The sequence below is a fragment of the Thiomonas sp. TH-17 genome, from assembly GCF_057473305.1.
Window position 1 is genome coordinate 1 of the sequence record NZ_JBYCKI010000181.1, and the last position, 16,050, is coordinate 16,050.

Here is a 16,050-nt window from a genome sequence, read left to right on the forward strand (position 1 = left end):
GCGGCGCTGTTGATCTGCTCCCACTCGTCGGTGGCGACGTATTTGCTCTGCTCGGCGTCCCAGTTCTCCTTGCGCATTTCGATGGGCAGGGAGATGTGGTCGGAATATTTGCCGATGAGGTCTTTGAGCGTCCACACCCGCAGGTATTTGTCGATCTTGTCCTCGTGCGGCGTATCGTCAGCATCGGCGCGCAGGTGCAGAATGACATCGGTGCCCCGCTTGGCGCGGGCGATGGTTTCCACCGTGAACTCGCCCGTGCCGTCGGACACCCAGCGCACGCCTTCGGCCTCCGTCATGCCGGCCCGGCGCGACTCGACGGTGATGCGCTCGGCCACCATGAAGCCGGAGTAGAAGCCCACGCCAAACTGACCGATCAGCGCCGCATCGGGCTTCTGTTTGTCGCCGAGTTTCTGCATGAACTCGCGCGTGCCAGATTTGGCGATGGTGCCCAGATGCTCGACCGCTTCTTCCAGGCTCAGGCCGACGCCGTTGTCGCTGATGGTAAGGGTGCGCTGCTCGGCGTCCACCGCGATGCGGATGCGCAGATCGGCCTCGCCCTCCATCAGCGAAGCGTCGTCGATGGCCTGAAAGCGCAGTTTGTCGCAGGCGTCGGAGGCGTTGGAAATCAGCTCACGCAAAAAGATGTCGCGGTTGGAATAGAGCGAATGGGTGACGAGGTGCAGCAGTTGCCGCACTTCAGCCTGAAAGGCGTGGGTATGCGCGGTGGCAGGGGCAGGACTAGTTTGTTCAGTGCTCATGGTGCGTGCGGAAAAAGAGAAGAAAAAAACCTGCAGATAGATACGGTCAAGGCTTCAAAAATCAAGCCCCAGGAGTCATTGATCTCCGAGGCCCAACGCGCTGGTCAGCCGTGGCAAGGCGCTCAGGGCGTTCGCCGTGGTCTGCCGGACCGTTTGTTCCAGCGACCAGCCGCGCAGCATGGCCAGAGTTTGCGCGATGCGGGGCAACTGTTCGGGCGAGTTGGGGGTCGGGGGCGCGTCGTCGCGCACCTCGCGCGGACGGTAAAGCCAGACCGGCGGGATATCCGGCGCATCGGTTTCCAGCACCGGCGCGGTCTCGGGAACCTCGGCTGCCAGACGGCGAATGTTGAGCGCACGCTCGAAGGTCATGGCGCCGCCGAACCCAAGAGCAAAACCCATATTGATGAAGCCCTGCGCCTGCTGCAGGCTGCCGTTGAAGGCGTGAGCGATGCCTGCGGGCCGCTCTGCCCCGAAGCCCGCGCGGCGCAGTCCGGCGAGCAAGGCGTCTTGTGATTTGCGCACATGCAATATCACCGGCAAATCAAAATCGCGGGCGATGCGCAACTGCGCCTGATAGAAACGCTGCTGTTTTTCACGGTCGAGCCCTGGAACGAAAAAATCCAGCCCGATCTCGCCCAGACCGACAAAGCGCGGATCGGCCATCGCCTCAGCCACGCTGCGCCGCAGCACGTCCAGATCGGCCTCTTGCGCCCGGTCGACGTAGAGCGGGTGGATGCCCAGGGCGTAGGCCCACCCGCAGGTCTGCGCAAGCTCGCGCACCGTGTCGAAATTGCTGCGCTCGACGGCCGGAATCACCCCGCCCGCAACCCCCGCCTGCCGGGCACGCGCGGCAACCTCCCGCGCCTGTCCGCCAAACTCGCCGGCATCGAGATGGGCGTGGGTATCAATCCAGCCCATCATCTGCATGGGGTGCGCCGTCATCGAAACTCCTCCAAACTCTGCCTCAGGTGTAAAAAATCACAGTTCGCGGTCAAATCCTCGGGCATACCCGATAGGTTCGCAAAAAATTCATGGAAAATCGCTGGCATAGTCCGTATTGGTTACAGAACGGTTCACTTCAAAGCGCGCTTTGAACGTGTGTGTCGTCCACCCTGAAATCCATCATGCAACGCCGCCAATTTCTCCAATCTCTTGCGCAAAGCCGACTGCTTGCCAATCCTTTGGGCCGCAGAAGCCTGTTGGGCTTGGGCTTGCTCGGCGCCACTGCCGGCCAAGCCCTGGCCCAAACCGCCGCCTGTACCTGCGGAAATTGCCCCGACTGTCTGCAAGGCGCAGCGGGCGACGCCACGCCGCCCGCAGTCGCTTTTTACTACGGCGCCCGCATTCCGGTGGACGACCTGCGCGCCTTCGACTGGGTGGTGTTAGAGCCGCAGCATGCCTTGGCGCAAGATAAAAAAATAGTCGCCGCGCTCGGACCGGACACCCTGGCGTTGGCCTATGTCTCGGTGGGCGAAGTCACTCCGGATCGGCCCTACTACGCCGATATACCCAAGGCCTGGCTGCCCGCGTCGAACGCCGCCTGGGGTTCGCGCGTGATCGACCAGACCGCCGCCGGCTGGCCGCAGTTCCTGCGCGAGCGCATCGTCAAACCGCTGTGGGACGCCGGGTTCCGCGCCTTTTTTCTCGACACCCTCGACTCCTATCAACTGCTGGCCAAGAGCCCGCAGGCACAGCAGCAACAAGCCAAGGCGCTGGCGGAAACCCTGCGGGGACTGGTTGCCGCCTATCCGGGCATCCGTCTGATGCTCAACCGCGGCTTCGAACTGGTCGACGCCACTCTGTCGCCGAGCATTCTGGCCGTGGCCGCTGAATCGGTCTATCGCGGCTGGAATCAGGGCGAAACCGCCTATGTCGAAGTGAAGGCCGATGATCGCGAATGGCTGCTGGCCCGGTTTGGCGAGATGCGCAGCCAGTTCAAGCTGCCGGGCATTGCCATCGACTATTGCGCCCCGCAAGACCGCGCTGCTGCCCGGCAGACGGCGCAGAAAATCGCCGCGCAGGGGCTGATTCCGTGGGTGGCCGACCCCACGCTGGAAAGCCTCGGCGTAGGCACGGTGGAACTGGTGCCGCGCCGCGTGCTACTGCTGCATTCCTGCGAACAGGGCGACAGCCCGGAGCTGCAGGCGCAGAGCGCGCACCTCTACGGCGCCATGCCGCTGGAATATCTCGGCCTGGTTCCCGAATACCGCTTTGTCGGCGCGCCCGCCATCACCGAACCGCTGGCGGGCCGCTATGCCGCCGTGGTGCTCTACCCCGATGACGGCAAAGTGCCCCCGGACATCCGCACTCTGCTCCAGCGCGCCAAGGCGGAAGGTGTGCCCGTAGCCGTGCTGGGCTATCCCGATCTCGACGTGCTCGACGATCTCGGCGAGCACATCGGGGAGCCGCTGAACGCGCCCATCAAGGTGCAGCGTCAGCCCGGCACGCCCAACGGCGAAATCATCCCGCTCGTCCGCGCACAAGACACCGTGCAACTGACCGCCAGCGCCGGATCGCAGGTCTGGCTGCGCGCCACCGGCCCCGATGGCCGGAGCATGGACGGCGCCGCCATCACCCCCTGGGGGGGATACGCGCTGGCGGGCTTCGGCGTGTTCAATCTTCCGGGCAACACCGGCACGCGCTGGTCGATCGAGCCGATCGAGTTTTTCCGCGCGGCGCTGCGCGTGGGAGCCAACCCCATGCCCGACGTGACTACCCGCACCGGTCGCCGCGTTTTCTTTGTGCACTTCGACGGCGATGGCTGGCCGAACGCCTGCGACCAACCCGGCTCGCCACTGGCCTGCGAAGTCTTGGTGACCGAATTCCTCGAAAAATACAAGGTGCCCACGCTGGGCTCGGTGATCATCGGCGAAATCAGTCACGAAGGGCTGTATCCCAAACTGGCCGACCAGTCGCAGAAATGGGCCAAACGCATGTACGCCCTGCCTTGGGTGGAAGTCGGCAGCCACACCTGGTCGCACCCGTTCAACTGGGTTGCGGCGAGCGAAACGCACAGCCGCGGCAAGGAAACCAAAAACTATCCCTACGGCAATTACCTGCCGCTGCCCAACTACACCTTCAGCACCAAGAGCAATGTGGTCGGCGCCGCGCAGTTCATCGATGACAAGCTCTGCCCGCCCGGCAAGAAATGCAACATGATTCTCTGGCCTGGCGACTGCAATCCGCCCGACGAGGCCGTGGCCATGGCCTATCAAACCGGCCTGGGCAATATCAACGGCGGCGGCGCACCCATCAGCAAGACCAGCCCCACCCTATCGAACATCTGGCCCATGGGCATTCCCAAGGGCCAGTATTTTCAGGTGTATGCCGCGCAGTCGAACGAGGAAGACTTCACGCACAACTGGACCGGCCCGTATTTCGGCTTCGAGCGCGTGGTCGAGAGCTATCAGATGACCGACTCTCCGCGCCGCATCAAACCCATCGATCTGTATTACCACCCCTACATCGTGACCAAGGCGGCAGGCGCCAAGAGCCTGCATTTCGTTTACCAATGGGCGCTCAAGCAACCCACGCACGCCATCTTCGGCCACCAATACTTCCGCAGCGTGAACGACTGGCGGCAAGCGACGGTGGCACGGCTGCTGGCCGGCGGCTGGCGTCTGCGCAGCGGGGCGGAAATGCGCCAGTGGACCCAGCCTGTCACTGCCGCCACGCCTGCACTGGCCAACTGCCAGAACCTTGTCGGCTGGAACGAGCATGGACAGCAGCGTTATCTGCACGCGACTGCTGGACAGGCCGAGCTGCGTAGCCAGGCTGCGGGCCAACCCCCAGCCGCGGCCGTACCGCGTCTGATCGAGGCCAATGCCGACGTCACCCGCTGGGCCGTGCAAAACGACCGCAGCGTACAAATCAGCCTGCAAGGGCATCTGCCCGTCGAAGCCCTGTTTCAACTGCCCTCCGGCTGGAGCGTGCAGGCGGCCAAAGGGGCGAGAGTCGAGCAAGCGGCCGCAGGGGTGCGGGTCAGCAGCAGTGGCGTCACCGTCGATCTCACGCTGATACGGGCCTAAGAGCCTAAGAGGGCCTGACCTGCCGCGCGCTGACCGACAATCCGCCTCAATGCTGGAAAAAACCCGCCCCGCCACCCGCGACCCGCTGCACATCTCTCCAGACGATCCGCAGCGCAGTCGTCTATTTCCGCGTGGCGCCTTGCTGGGGCTAGGCCTGTTGTGCGCCGCTACGCTGGCGCTGGTCTATCCGGGGCAGAACCTGATGCGCCTGCTGAGCACCAGCGCCGACGACGGGCTGGCCATCGACTACCTGCGCCACCTCGTCGATCTGCGCGGCGGCAATATCGACCTGCGCCTGATGCTGGCGCAGCGCTATGTGCACATCGGCAAATCGCAAGAGGCCCTCGACACCCTGCGTTCGGTGCACACCCCGCAGGCCGACGCCCTTCGGCTGCAAATCTGGAAGGCCCGCTGGTTCGATGCCCGCGCCCTGGGGCGCGCCACGGAAGAAGCGCAGGCCCGGCAGGCCCTCTCCGCGCTGCTGCAGCGCACCCAACCCGCCAACTTCAACGAATGGCGCGAGACTCTCGTGCTGCTGCAAGGCCTCGACGAGCCGCAAGCCGTGCAGCGGCTCACCGGCATGGTGACCCGCTTTCTGCCGCTGCCGCCCACAGCCGCGCTGCAGGCTGCGCGTCTGTTGGTGGGGGTGCACGCCGAGCCACTGGCAGCGCAGGTCTTGTTCGCCACCGCCAAGACCCGGGTGACTGAGGCCGAGCGCGAGCAACTCATCGAGCAGGCCGCCCGCGCTCTGCTGGCCTCCGGCGATCCGACGCAGGCCTATCGCCAGACCGCTGCGGCGCTCGGCAAAGGCGCGGTTGCGCCGCAGATGGCGTGGTTCATGGTGAAGCTGGCACTGGGCGCCAACCAGCCCACCGAGGCGGGTGACTGGCTGCGCAAAGCCGTCAACCTCGACCTGCCCGCCGCCGCGCTGGGCAAGGCCCTCACCCCGGCGCAGCGCGAACTGGCCTGGCAAGTGCTGCTGGCCGGGGGCGATCTGCGCGGCGCGGTGCACATCGCCGACGCCGCGTTGGCGCAACAGGCGGGCAGCCGCAGTTGGGCCGAGCGCCGCGCCCAGGTGCTGGAGTGGAGCGGCCGGCCCGATGCCGCCATGCAGCAGTGGATCGCCCTGCTGCGCGCCGAGTTCACCCGCCACGCGCTCGACGAACTGCGTCGGCTGGCGCTCGCGCTGCATTCGAGCAGCGGCCTGGACGCCTATTGGGAGCAGCGTGCGGCGCACACCTCGCTGACCGCCGATGAATGGCTGCAATACGCCCAGGCGCTGGAGGTGCGCGGCCATCCTGAAAAAGCGGTGAGCATTCTTCGCCAGGCTGCGGTCAAGCAGCCCGGGGTACTCACCTCCCTGGCCTGGCTGCTGGGCAATATGGGCGAGGTGGACGCCTCGCTGGCGACTTACGCCGAGGCGCTGAAGCGCGGCACGCTCAGCCTGCGCGGCAGTATCGACTACGCCATCGCCCTGCTGCAAAACGGGCAGTTCGAGCAGGCGCGGCAGACGCTTGAGCAAACGCAGCACCTCCCAGACGACACGCCCTGCCGCAGCACACCGGCTGCTGCCGTCATCACCGATGGCAGCGCCGCCGCCCAAACCCCGCCTTGCAACGATGTCGATTTGCTCGCTACGCACCAGGGGCTGCTGGGCGACATCGCCTGGGACATGGGCGAACAGCACAGCGCGCAAAACGCCTATGGCAGCATCTGGAACAGCCCGCAACTGCGCGACCGCATCAAGCCCTATCAGTTGCAGCGCTTCATCATCCTCACGCAAAAATCGCAGGGTGACGCCGCCGCGCTGCGGCTGCTGCCGCAAGCCTGGGCCAGGGCCCCGTCGGAGGCGCTGGCGCTGTTGTGGCTGCAATCGCTGGTGCGTCAGCCCAGCGCCCAAGGCATCGCCGAGTGGGAACGCGTCGTGCTGGGCAGTGCCGCGGGCGCGCCGTTGCGCCAGCAGCCCGAGATGTACGCCGCACGCGCGCAGGTCTGGCGCGCGCTGGGCCGCACCGACCAGGCGCTGGCCGATCTGCACGAGGCCCTGCGTCTTTCGCCCGGCAATACCGACAACCAGATCGCCCTGCTGTGGATGCTGATCGACGCCAACCGACTGGACGCCCTGCGGCAAGACGTGGCGCTCTACAGCCGCAGCCTGCAAGGCCTGCCCGATGGCCTCGACGTGCTCTCCGCCGCAGCGCAAACCCTGGGCGATAACGCCGCCGCCGTGCGCTACGGTCAGCAGCTCTACCCCCGCAAGAAGACCGACGCGCTCTGGCTGCTCAACTACGGCGATCTGCTGGCGCAGGCCGGTGACAGCCGCCGCGCGCAGGCGGCCTACAACCAGTCGTGGGCACTGCTGCAAAAAGCCGCCGCGAGCGGGAAAAAATCTGTCGGCAAAACCACCGACCAGGAACTGAACGCACTGCTTGCCCGCCTGCGCCTGAGTCACGCCCGGCTCGATGGCGCGGGTCAACAAGCGCTGCTCGGGCAGTTGCGCGACAAACTGCGCAGCGGTGATCTGACCGGCCCGAAAACCCTGCAGGCCAACGCCGCGATTGCCGACTGGCTGCTGCGCCTGGACACGAATTCAGCCGCCCGCTGGTGGCTGGCGCGGCGCGTACTCACCCCGGCGGCGCGGCAATCCATCGAGCTACAGATGGCCTTGCGCGACAACGACCGCGAGACCGTGAGCCGCCTGCTCGACCAGGGCGCTGCCCGCCATCTGCTGCCGCAAGACCGGGCGGAGGCCGAGCGCGTTGCCGGTCGGCCGCTGCAGGCCCTGGCCACCGCCGAGAAAGTGCTGGAAACGGCCGCCGAGCGCGGGCAGGACAACCCGGCGCTGCAAGCCCTGGCCCGGCAGACTGCCGAGCAGCAACTCGCGCTGGCGCACCGCGCCACGGTCACGCTGGAGCATCGCCAGATCGACAATGTGATCCGCCAGGGGCCAGTGCTGCGGCTGGCGCTGCAACTCGGCGGGCAGTGGCGGCTGCAGGCGCAGGCCAGCCGCCAGTCCATGCACAGCAACAACACCGCCGCGCTGGTCGGCGTGCCGTCCAGCTGGAGCGACGCAGAGCTCGGCCTGCAGTGGCAGGGCGAGCGTTCGCAACTTGGCGGCACGCTGACGCACAACACCGCCGTGGGCACGCTGAGCGGCTGGCGCATCGAGGGCGGCACGCAGCTTCCGGGTCAGGTGCGGGCTCAGCTTGAGGCGGAACACAACGCCGTGGCCGACGAATCCGGCCCGCTGCAGATCGCAGGCGCGCGTGACCGGTTAACGCTGCGACTGTCGCGCGATTTCGGGCGGGTGTGGGCTAATGTGAGCACGGCGGTGATGTCGTATGACACCCGCCGCGGCAATCCGCTCGGGCATGGCGCGAGCACGCAGTTCGAGCTGGGCCTTTGGCTGCGCCGCAGCGAGCCCGATCTCAGTGTGAAGCTGCTGGGCTATTCCAACCAATTCAGCGCCAACGCCGGGCCGCCACTACCGGCCTACGCGCCTCTGGTTCCGGGCGGCGCCGCGCCCAATGCCGCGTTTTTCATGCCGGCCGGCGACGATGTGTACGGCCTGGGTTTCGGCTTCAATATGGCGCACAGCGACACCTACACCCGCCGCTGGATGCCCTATGCCGAGGTCGATGTGCTGCAATCACGCCGGTTGGGGCTGACCAATAACCTGAATCTGGGGCTGCACGGCCCAGTGTTCGGGCCCGATCAACTGTCTTTGAGTTACCAGCGCCAGCAGAACACCTCGGGCCTGAACCGGCAGTGGAGTCTGCAGTACCGTTTGTGGTTCGGTCGATGACCGCGTTCTTTTCACCCCGATGAAGCAGGAGAGTTCCATGTCCCCATCCCCCACTACACACTCACCCACACACGCCTCCACCCGCCGCGCCGCGCTCGGTCTGGTCGGCGCCGCCGTGATGCTGCTCGCGGGCTGCGCCGTCACCGCCCTGCCCGGCCAGTCGCTCTCGGTGCCGGCCGACGCCAAGTTCGCCGTGCTGCCGCTGAGCAACGCCACCGATGTGCCGCTGGTCGAGCGCAGGGCGCAGGCCATCACCGTTTCGCTGCTGCAGCAAAAGGGCTTGCGCGAAGTGGTGGTCTATCCGCAGAAATCCACCGACAACCCGCTCGAGGCCGAGCCCGCCGCCAGTGCCGCCCAGGCGCTGGCCTGGGCCAGGCAGCAAGGCGCACGCTATGCGCTCTCCGGCACGGTCACCGAATGGCGCTACAAAACCGGGGTGGACAGCGAGCCCGCGGTGGGCATCACGCTGCAGGTCACCGACGTGCCGACAGGCCAGGTGGTCTGGAGCGCCAGCGGCGGCCGCTCGGGCTGGGGCTATCAGGCGCTGGCCGCGGTCGGGCAGTCGCAAATCGAATCGCTGCTGCGCGGCATCCGCGTGACGACCTCTGTCGAAAAACCCGCCGCCAAGCCTTGATGCGCCTGGCCCGAAACGCTGCATGAAACTCGACAATCTCTCCACCCGCGTCAGCCGCCGCATGCGCAGCGAGTCTGCGCGCATGCGCTGGCAATGGCTGCGCTACTGGCGGCCGAACACGCAGTCGGGCCGGCTCGTGGCGATGTTCGAAGCCGTGCTGCTGCCGGTGCTGGTGCTGTGGCTGGGCTGGAAGCTCAGGCCGGATGATCCGCTGGGCGCCCACGCCGGTTTTCCCTGGGCCTGGTTCGGCCCCTGGCTGATCGCGGTGCGCTACGGCGCCGGGTACGGGCTGTTCGGCGTGGCGTTTTACGCGGCGTTCTGGAAGTTCTCTCCCGCGCTGTTCCATAGCGCCCCCGCCGTGGCCTTTCCGGCCGAGTTCTTTCTCGGCGGCATGCTGATGACCCTGATTCTGGGCGAATTCGGCGCGGCCTTCCGCAACCGGCAGGTGCTGCACCGCGAAGTCACCAAAGACCTGACGGCACGGCTGGAGCGCACCAAACGCCGCCTGTTCGTCATTAAGGAAGCGCTCTCCACCCTGGAGCAGGAACTCACCGACCGCCCCATGACCCTGCGCGACGCCCTGCTCGACCTGCGCCGCACCTTCACCTTCCAGGGCAATCGCCCGGCGCTGGCCGCCCCCGCAGCCACCCCCGGCCTGCCGACGCCCGCGCCACTGCCCGACCCGCGCGCTTTTCTGCAGTTGCTCAGCCAGTCGTGCCGCCTGGTCGAAGCCGGCATCTTTGTGCGCGAAGTCGGCCCGCAAGGGCTGCAATGGCGGCTGGCCGCTTCACTGGGCCAAACCCTTCCCCCGCTCGATCCCGGCGAGGTGCTGATCAACCGCATTCTCGAAACCCATCAGTCGGTGCACATCGCCCAAGCCCATCTGAACGAAGCCGACGGCAGCAACCCCTGGGTGTTCGCCGCCCCGCTGCGGCTCGACGAATATGACGAGGTCGATGCCCTGCTGGCGGTGCACACCATGCCCTTCATGTCGTTCGAGGAAAACAATCTGCAGCGCCTGCAGGTGCTGTGCGCCTCTTATCTCGATTTCAGCCAGCTCGAACTCGGCGTGGAAGATGTGCGCTCGGCCTGGGTGCAGGCGCCCATTGGCCTGCAACAGGAGTGGGCGCAGCTCAGCAACCTGGGGCAGAACTTCAAACTGCGCAGTTATTGCGCCATCTGGAGCGGCCAGGGCCGGGTCAGCGACGATGCGCTGGCCGAGTTTGCCGGTCTGCAGCCGGTGGAGAGTTCCACCTGGACACTCAAAGGCCGGGGCGGCAAACCCGCGCTGGTCGTGCTCCTGCCCTTGCTGAGTTCCGGCGGGCTGGCGAATTACCGCCGCGACATGGTGAGCCAGCTCGGGCAGATTCTCAGCCGCAGCAACCAGCGCCCCGATCAGGCCTTCGATCTGGACTTTCTCGAAGTCTCGGGCGCCCCCGGCTTCCTGGAATTGCGCCGCCTGCTGAGCAGCGCCGCTGCGGAAACCAGAGCGTCGCAAGGAAACGCCGGGCCGCCCCAAGGTTCCTTGCCCACCTCGCAGCTTGCAAGCTGCTCGGATTCGACTCCGTCCAAGCTGCCGCAGGGCAGCTTGGAGCCGCGTGCCTCATCCCCCACGGGGGGCGGGTCGGCGAGCCGACCCAGGGGGCGCTCATGAGCCCCCTGTTCTACAAGCTCGGCTCGCTCATCGTCCTGCTGGAGACGGTGGCGGCCTGGCTGCTGGTCAGCCGCGACGACACGCACCTGCTGCTGTTCTGGGCGGTGCATGGTGCGGCGGCCGTGCTGGTTGGGCTACTGCTGTGGACGCTGCTGCCCGCCGATCTGCGCAAACCCAAGCGGCTGTCACTCACCCTTTTGACCTTGCTCGCGTTGTTTTTTCCAGTCATCGGCGTGTTCGGCTTGCTGATCGCCGCGCGGCTGGCGCAATGGCTGCCCATGCGCCACCAGGCCACCGAGCACCTGCGCGAAACGCCGTCGCTGCAGGTGTTCGCCGTCTCGCATATCGACGATGACCAGCGCCGCGACTTGCCCGCCGGCCAGACCGCCCGTATTGCCCGCGACCAGAGCCAGCCGCAGACCCAGCGCATTCGCGCCGTGCTGGCGCTGCGCGAAATGTCGCCGCGCATGACCCTGCCGGTGCTGCGCAAGCTGCTGTCCGACCCCGATGAAGAAATCCGCCTGCTGGCCTACGGCATCAGCAACACCTGGGAGCAGCGACTGACCGACAGTCTGCAGGACGCCCTGCGCGAAGTCGAAGTGGTGCGCCACACCGCGCCCACCGGCCCGGCGCTGGCGCGTGCTGCGCAGCGCGTAGCCGAGTTGCAGATGGAGTTCATCTATCAGGGTCTGGCCCAGGGCGACCTGCGCGACTTCGCATTGCAGCAGGCGTTGCGCTACTGCACGATCGCCCGCGACGCGCTGCCGCAAGACACCGGCCTGCAGATGATGTTCCTGCGCCTGTCTCTGGCCGCAGGCAAGACCGATGCGGCCCGCGAGGTGCTTGAGCATCTCACCTCGGAAGGCGCCAGCCCGACGCTGTGGCGCCCTTACGCCGCGGAGCTGGAATGGATTCAGCGGCAATTCGGCCGCATCACCGACGTGCTGCAACCGCTGGGCACCCGGCAGGTGGCCCCCCGGCTGCGTCCCGTGGTACGGGTCTGGCAGACCGAAACCCCGTCCCGAGCCCAGCCGGTCATCTCCGACGCACCCGCCGTGCAGCGCCCAGGCAGTGCGCCGCGCCCCGCCGACCCCGCACCGGCGCCCACCCCGCTGAGCGATGCCGATCGCCTGCTGTTGGGCTGATCTTCCCCTGACCATGACGCAACCCGACTTCACCGACACGCAACCCGAGGGCCACGAAGCCCCCGCCGAGATCGACGTCATGCTGCTGCTCGAAGGCACTTACCCCTATGTCTCGGGCGGCGTGTCGAGCTGGGTGCACCAGATCGTCAGCGGGTTTCCGCACCTGCGCTTTCATCTGGTGTTTCTCGGCTCGCGCGAGGAAGACTATGGCAAGCAGCGCTATCAGATGCCGCCCAATGTGGTCGGGCTCACCCATCACTACCTGTTCAGTGACGCCGTGCTGCCCGCCGCGCGCGAAGAACGCGGCGACGCTCGCACCGCCGAGCTGGTCGAAAATCTGCACACCCTGATTCGCGATGGCCACGACGCCGCCAGCCGCGCCGAAGTGCTGCGCGCCAGCCTTGAAGCCATGCAGGACAAGCTCGATCTGCCCTACTTCCTGCACTCGCACCAATCGTGGGGCTACCTCACCGCCCAGTACCAACTGCGCTGCACCGATCCGTCCTTCGTCGATTACTTCTGGACGGTGCGCACCATGCACACCCCCATCTGGACGCTGGCAACGCTGGCCCGCGAACTGCCGCGCGCCCGCATCTATCACACCGTCTCCACCGGGTATGCCGGGTATCTGGGCGCGGTGCTCGCGCGGCTCTACAACAAGCCGCTGGTGCTGTCTGAGCACGGCATCTACACCAAGGAACGGCGCATCGACCTGTTCTCGGCCAACTGGATCAGCGACAACACCCCGGTGCTCGAACGTACCGCGGGCGAGGCCGGCTACTTCCGCCAGCTCTGGATTCGTCTGTTCGAGTCGCTGGGCCGCATGTGCTACGACGCCGCCGATCCCGTCATTGCGCTGTACGAAACCAACCGCCTGCGACAAATCGCCGACGGCGCCAACCCCATCACCACCAGCTGCATCGCCAACGGCATCAATGTGCCGCCTTTCGCCGCGACCCGCGCCCTGCGCCCGGCGCAGCCACCGCTGGTGATGTGCCTCATCGGCCGAGTGGTGCCGATCAAGGACATCAAGACCTTCATCCGTGCGGTGCGCGTCGCCAGCAACCGCCTGCCCGGACTCGAAGGCTGGATCGCCGGGCCGGAGGACGAGCACCCGGAATATGCCCGCGAATGCCGTGATCTCGCCCAGAGCCTGCAACTGGGCGACACCCTCAAGTTTCTCGGCTTCCAGAAGCTCACCGAACTCATGCCGAAGGTCGGGCTGGTGGTGCTGTCGTCCATCAGCGAGGCGCTGCCGCTGGTCATGCTCGAAGGCTACGCCGGCGGCGTGCCCTCGGTGACCACCGACGTGGGCTCGTGCCGTCAGCTCATCTACGGCCTGGGTGCAGAAGACGAAGCGCTGGGCGCTTCCGGTGCCGTGGTCGGCATCGCCGACGCGCAGGCGCTGGGCGAAGCCTGCGCCGAACTGCTGGGCGATACGGCCCGCTGGCAGGCCGCCAGTGCCGCGGGCATAGCCCGGGTCGAGCGCTACTACACCCAACCCATGATGTTCGACAACTACCGCGCGGTCTACGACGACGCCCTGCAACGCAGCGCCGCCCGCGACGCAGGCTTGCACGACAGCGTGGGCGCCGTGGCCACCTGGCTGCGCGGCGAGCCGCCGCTGGACGAGCCGCCTCTCATGGTCGATGCGGCTGCGCCCCAAGCTGCGCTGCACACCGAAAGAGAAGCCGCCGACGCCGCCGAGCCGACTCAAGGCGGCGGCAGCCCCCCCGGGGGGCAGAGAGGGCGCAGCCCGAACGTGGGGGCCAACATCGACGCCGCCGAGCCGCCTCAAGGCGACGGCAGCCCCCTCGGGGGGCAGAGAGGGCGCAGCCCGAACGTGGGGGCAACATAAATGGCCGGCATCGGTTTCGAACTGCGCAAGCTGCTGCGCTCCGAGTCCTACCTCGGGCTGCTGCGTGCCTATACCTATGCGTCCATCATCAGTTCCGGGCCGTGGGTGTTTTCCATCATCGGCCTCATCGCGGTGGGCGTGCTGTCGCTCGGCGTGGTCACGCCCGACGCGCTCATCACCCAGTTCCAGGTGACGGTGACCTATCTCATCATGGCGTCGCTCATTCTCACCGGCGGGCTGCAACTGGGCTTCACCCGGTGGGTGGCCGACCGACTGTTCGAGAAGCGCAAGGACGACATCGCTCCGGCCTATTTCGGCGTGGTACTCGTGACCACGGCAGTGAGCGGCGCCTTGGGCTGGCTGGTGGCGCTGCAGGGGTTTGACGGCGTGAGCAATCTGTACCGGGTGCTGATCGTGGTCGGCCTCACCTTGCTGTCGAATCTGTGGATCACCACCGTGTTCCTCTCCGGTCTGAAGCAGTACCGTGCCATCGTCGGCCTGTATGCGCTGGGCTACGGCATCTCGGTGCTGATGTCGTACTTCGCACGCCCCTGGGGGCTTGACGGCCTGCTGCTCGGGTTTATCGGCGGGCAGTTCGTCATGTGGGTGCTGATGCTGTGGCTGGTTCTCCGCAACTTTCCCGTGGTTCGCCCCATCACGCTGGCCTGCTTCCGCCCGCGGCAGATGTATCTCTCGCTCATTGCCGGCGGGGTGCTCTACAACCTGGGCGTGTGGGCGGACAAGCTCACCTTCTGGTTCACCACCGGCACGTCCACCCCGGTCATCGGGCCGCTGCGCGCCTCGACCATCTACGACCTGCCCGTGTTTCTCGCCTATCTCTGCGTCATCCCGGGCATGGGCATTTTTCTGGTGAAGTTCGAGACCGACTTCGTCGAGTGGTACGACAAGTTCTACACCGCCGTGCGCGAAGGCGGCGCGCTGCAAGACATCGCCCGCTATCACGACGGCATGCAGGGCGTGGTGCGCGAGGGCCTCTATCAAATTCTGAAGGTGCAGGCGCTCACGTTGTTGGCGGTCTACACCTTCGTGCCGGCGCTGTTTTCATGGATTGGCATCAGCAGCCTCTACATCCCGCTGTTCCTGGTGCAGGCCGTGGCGGCGAGTTTTCAGGTGATGCTGCTGGCCGTGCTCAACGTGTTCTATTACCTCGACCGCAGACGCGATGTGGTGGTCATCACGGCCACGTTGACGGTGCTGAACTTCGCCCTGAGCATGCTCTCTATTCACCTCGGGCCAGCCTTCTTCGGCTACGGTTTCGGCGTGGCCCTGCTCCTCACCCTGATGCTCGGCATGATGTTGCTGCAGCGACTGTTCCGCAAGCTGGAATATCAGACCTTCATGCTGCAGTAGGGCGGGCCCGAGAAGGAGGATGCAGGGAGTGTTCAACTCTGCCCTCGCGAACGCTGTCGCGTAGCTCCTGACATTCTTGATCATTGCTATTTGCATATGTCTGAGAGCCCCATGCCTCCTTGATCTGGAAATAGTCTTCGACTACGGGTAGTTCTGGTGCCGCATAGCAGGTTGCTGCGCTGGGTCGAAACAAATAGCCGTGATCGGCGGCGTACAGCATCTGTAGATCATTGAAGGCGTCTCCCACAGCGAGCACCTTATGGCCCTTGGACTGTAACTTCCTGACGACATCCTCTTTGCCATTTCGCGAGGCATAAAGGCATTGGTCGATAAAGCCATCTTCGTCTGTAAGGAATGCGTGACATAACAAAGTGGTGCGCACTGCGATCCGGGAGATGATCTGTTCGACCATTTGCGAGAAGGCATCAGAAACTAGCAATACTTCACATCGCTGCTCAAGTGCTCGCAAAAATTCCGCAGCCCCGGGCTCCAATTCTGCTTCCCGGATGTGATATTGCACATCGACGAGACGTAGTTCATTTGCTCGTAGCAGGTGTAAACGACGTTGCATCAGGGCGCGATAGTCCGGCACCTCACGGGTCGTCTGAGCAAGTTCTTTGATTCCCGTAGCGCTGGCCAACATTGGCCAGAGTTCCGGGATCAACACCCCTTCAAGATCAATACATGCCGTGTCCATAGCAATCCCTCATAAATTGGATGCCGCTAGCGCAGCGCCCAGACCCACCAGTACGGTACCGATCGTGCGATCAAACAAACGTTGCTTGCTGAGCATGGCC

At 65.8% G+C, this 16,050-nt stretch carries 10 protein-coding genes; 7 read left to right on the forward strand and 3 right to left on the reverse strand.

What is annotated here, in order from left to right:
• Nucleotides 1-758, reverse strand: a 758-nt coding sequence (locus tag AC2VLV_RS11010) for an ATP-binding protein (protein ID WP_486990023.1), incomplete at its 3' end; no start/stop codon positions are given.
• A gap of 75 nt (nt 759-833) precedes the next feature.
• Nucleotides 834-1,700 carry a TatD family hydrolase gene (locus AC2VLV_RS11015; protein ID WP_486990024.1) on the reverse strand — a complete coding sequence of 289 codons (867 nt, stop codon included), beginning with the start codon at nt 1,698-1,700 and terminating at the stop codon, nt 834-836.
• Between the two features lie 182 nt (nt 1,701-1,882).
• Here AC2VLV_RS11015 and AC2VLV_RS11020 point away from each other — a divergent pair, with 182 nt between their 5' ends.
• Genes AC2VLV_RS11020 through pelG form a run of 7 tightly spaced genes read left to right on the forward strand, consistent with a single transcriptional unit; the run spans nt 1,883 to nt 15,253 of the window.
• On the forward strand, nt 1,883-4,786 hold the full coding sequence (locus AC2VLV_RS11020) for a bifunctional glycoside hydrolase/polysaccharide deacetylase family protein (protein WP_486990025.1): 2,904 nt from the start codon (nt 1,883-1,885) through the stop codon (nt 4,784-4,786).
• 49 nt (nt 4,787-4,835) lie between these two features.
• On the forward strand, nt 4,836-8,591 hold the full coding sequence (locus AC2VLV_RS11025) for a tetratricopeptide repeat protein (RefSeq protein ID WP_486990026.1): 3,756 nt from the start codon (nt 4,836-4,838) through the stop codon (nt 8,589-8,591).
• A gap of 37 nt (nt 8,592-8,628) precedes the next feature.
• Nucleotides 8,629-9,225, forward strand: a complete 597-nt coding sequence (locus AC2VLV_RS11030; protein ID WP_486990027.1) for a penicillin-binding protein activator LpoB — start codon at nt 8,629-8,631, stop codon at nt 9,223-9,225.
• Nucleotides 9,226-9,247: 22 nt separating this feature from the next.
• Nucleotides 9,248-10,879 carry a hypothetical protein gene (locus tag AC2VLV_RS11035; protein ID WP_486990028.1) on the forward strand — a complete coding sequence of 544 codons (1,632 nt, stop codon included), beginning with the start codon at nt 9,248-9,250 and terminating at the stop codon, nt 10,877-10,879.
• Nucleotides 10,876-12,024 (forward strand): HEAT repeat domain-containing protein, encoded by a 1,149-nt coding sequence (locus AC2VLV_RS11040; protein WP_486990029.1) that lies wholly within the window; start codon nt 10,876-10,878, stop codon nt 12,022-12,024. The genes AC2VLV_RS11035 and AC2VLV_RS11040 overlap by 4 nt, the downstream gene beginning before the upstream one ends.
• A 13-nt stretch (nt 12,025-12,037) precedes the next feature.
• Nucleotides 12,038-13,882 carry a GT4 family glycosyltransferase PelF gene (gene pelF / locus AC2VLV_RS11045; RefSeq protein ID WP_486990030.1) on the forward strand — a complete coding sequence of 615 codons (1,845 nt, stop codon included), beginning with the start codon at nt 12,038-12,040 and terminating at the stop codon, nt 13,880-13,882.
• Nucleotides 13,883-15,253: an exopolysaccharide Pel transporter PelG gene (gene pelG, locus AC2VLV_RS11050; protein ID WP_486990031.1), complete on the forward strand. Its 1,371-nt coding sequence runs from the start codon at nt 13,883-13,885 to the stop codon at nt 15,251-15,253.
• On the opposite strand, the gene thrH is transcribed toward pelG, so the two are convergent.
• Nucleotides 15,240-15,950: a bifunctional phosphoserine phosphatase/homoserine phosphotransferase ThrH gene (thrH, locus tag AC2VLV_RS11055; protein ID WP_486990032.1), complete on the reverse strand. Its 711-nt coding sequence runs from the start codon at nt 15,948-15,950 to the stop codon at nt 15,240-15,242. The genes pelG and thrH overlap by 14 nt on opposite strands.
• Nucleotides 15,951-16,050: the final 100 nt, after the last annotated feature.

Excerpts from the sequence above, each read along its gene's own strand:
- AC2VLV_RS11035 (WP_486990028.1), top strand. The coding sequence starts at position 9,248 with ATGAAACTCGACAATCTCTCCACCCGCGTCAGCCGCCGCATGCGCAGC.
- AC2VLV_RS11025 (WP_486990026.1), top strand. The coding sequence starts at position 4,836 with ATGCTGGAAAAAACCCGCCCCGCCACCCGCGACCCGCTGCACATCTCT.
- AC2VLV_RS11015 (WP_486990024.1), bottom strand. The coding sequence starts at position 1,700 with ATGACGGCGCACCCCATGCAGATGATGGGCTGGATTGATACCCACGCC.
- thrH (WP_486990032.1), bottom strand. The coding sequence starts at position 15,950 with ATGGACACGGCATGTATTGATCTTGAAGGGGTGTTGATCCCGGAACTC.
- pelF (WP_486990030.1), top strand. The coding sequence starts at position 12,038 with ATGACGCAACCCGACTTCACCGACACGCAACCCGAGGGCCACGAAGCC.
- AC2VLV_RS11020 (WP_486990025.1), top strand. The coding sequence starts at position 1,883 with ATGCAACGCCGCCAATTTCTCCAATCTCTTGCGCAAAGCCGACTGCTT.
- AC2VLV_RS11030 (WP_486990027.1), top strand. The coding sequence starts at position 8,629 with ATGTCCCCATCCCCCACTACACACTCACCCACACACGCCTCCACCCGC.
- pelG (WP_486990031.1), top strand. The coding sequence starts at position 13,883 with ATGGCCGGCATCGGTTTCGAACTGCGCAAGCTGCTGCGCTCCGAGTCC.
- AC2VLV_RS11040 (WP_486990029.1), top strand. The coding sequence starts at position 10,876 with ATGAGCCCCCTGTTCTACAAGCTCGGCTCGCTCATCGTCCTGCTGGAG.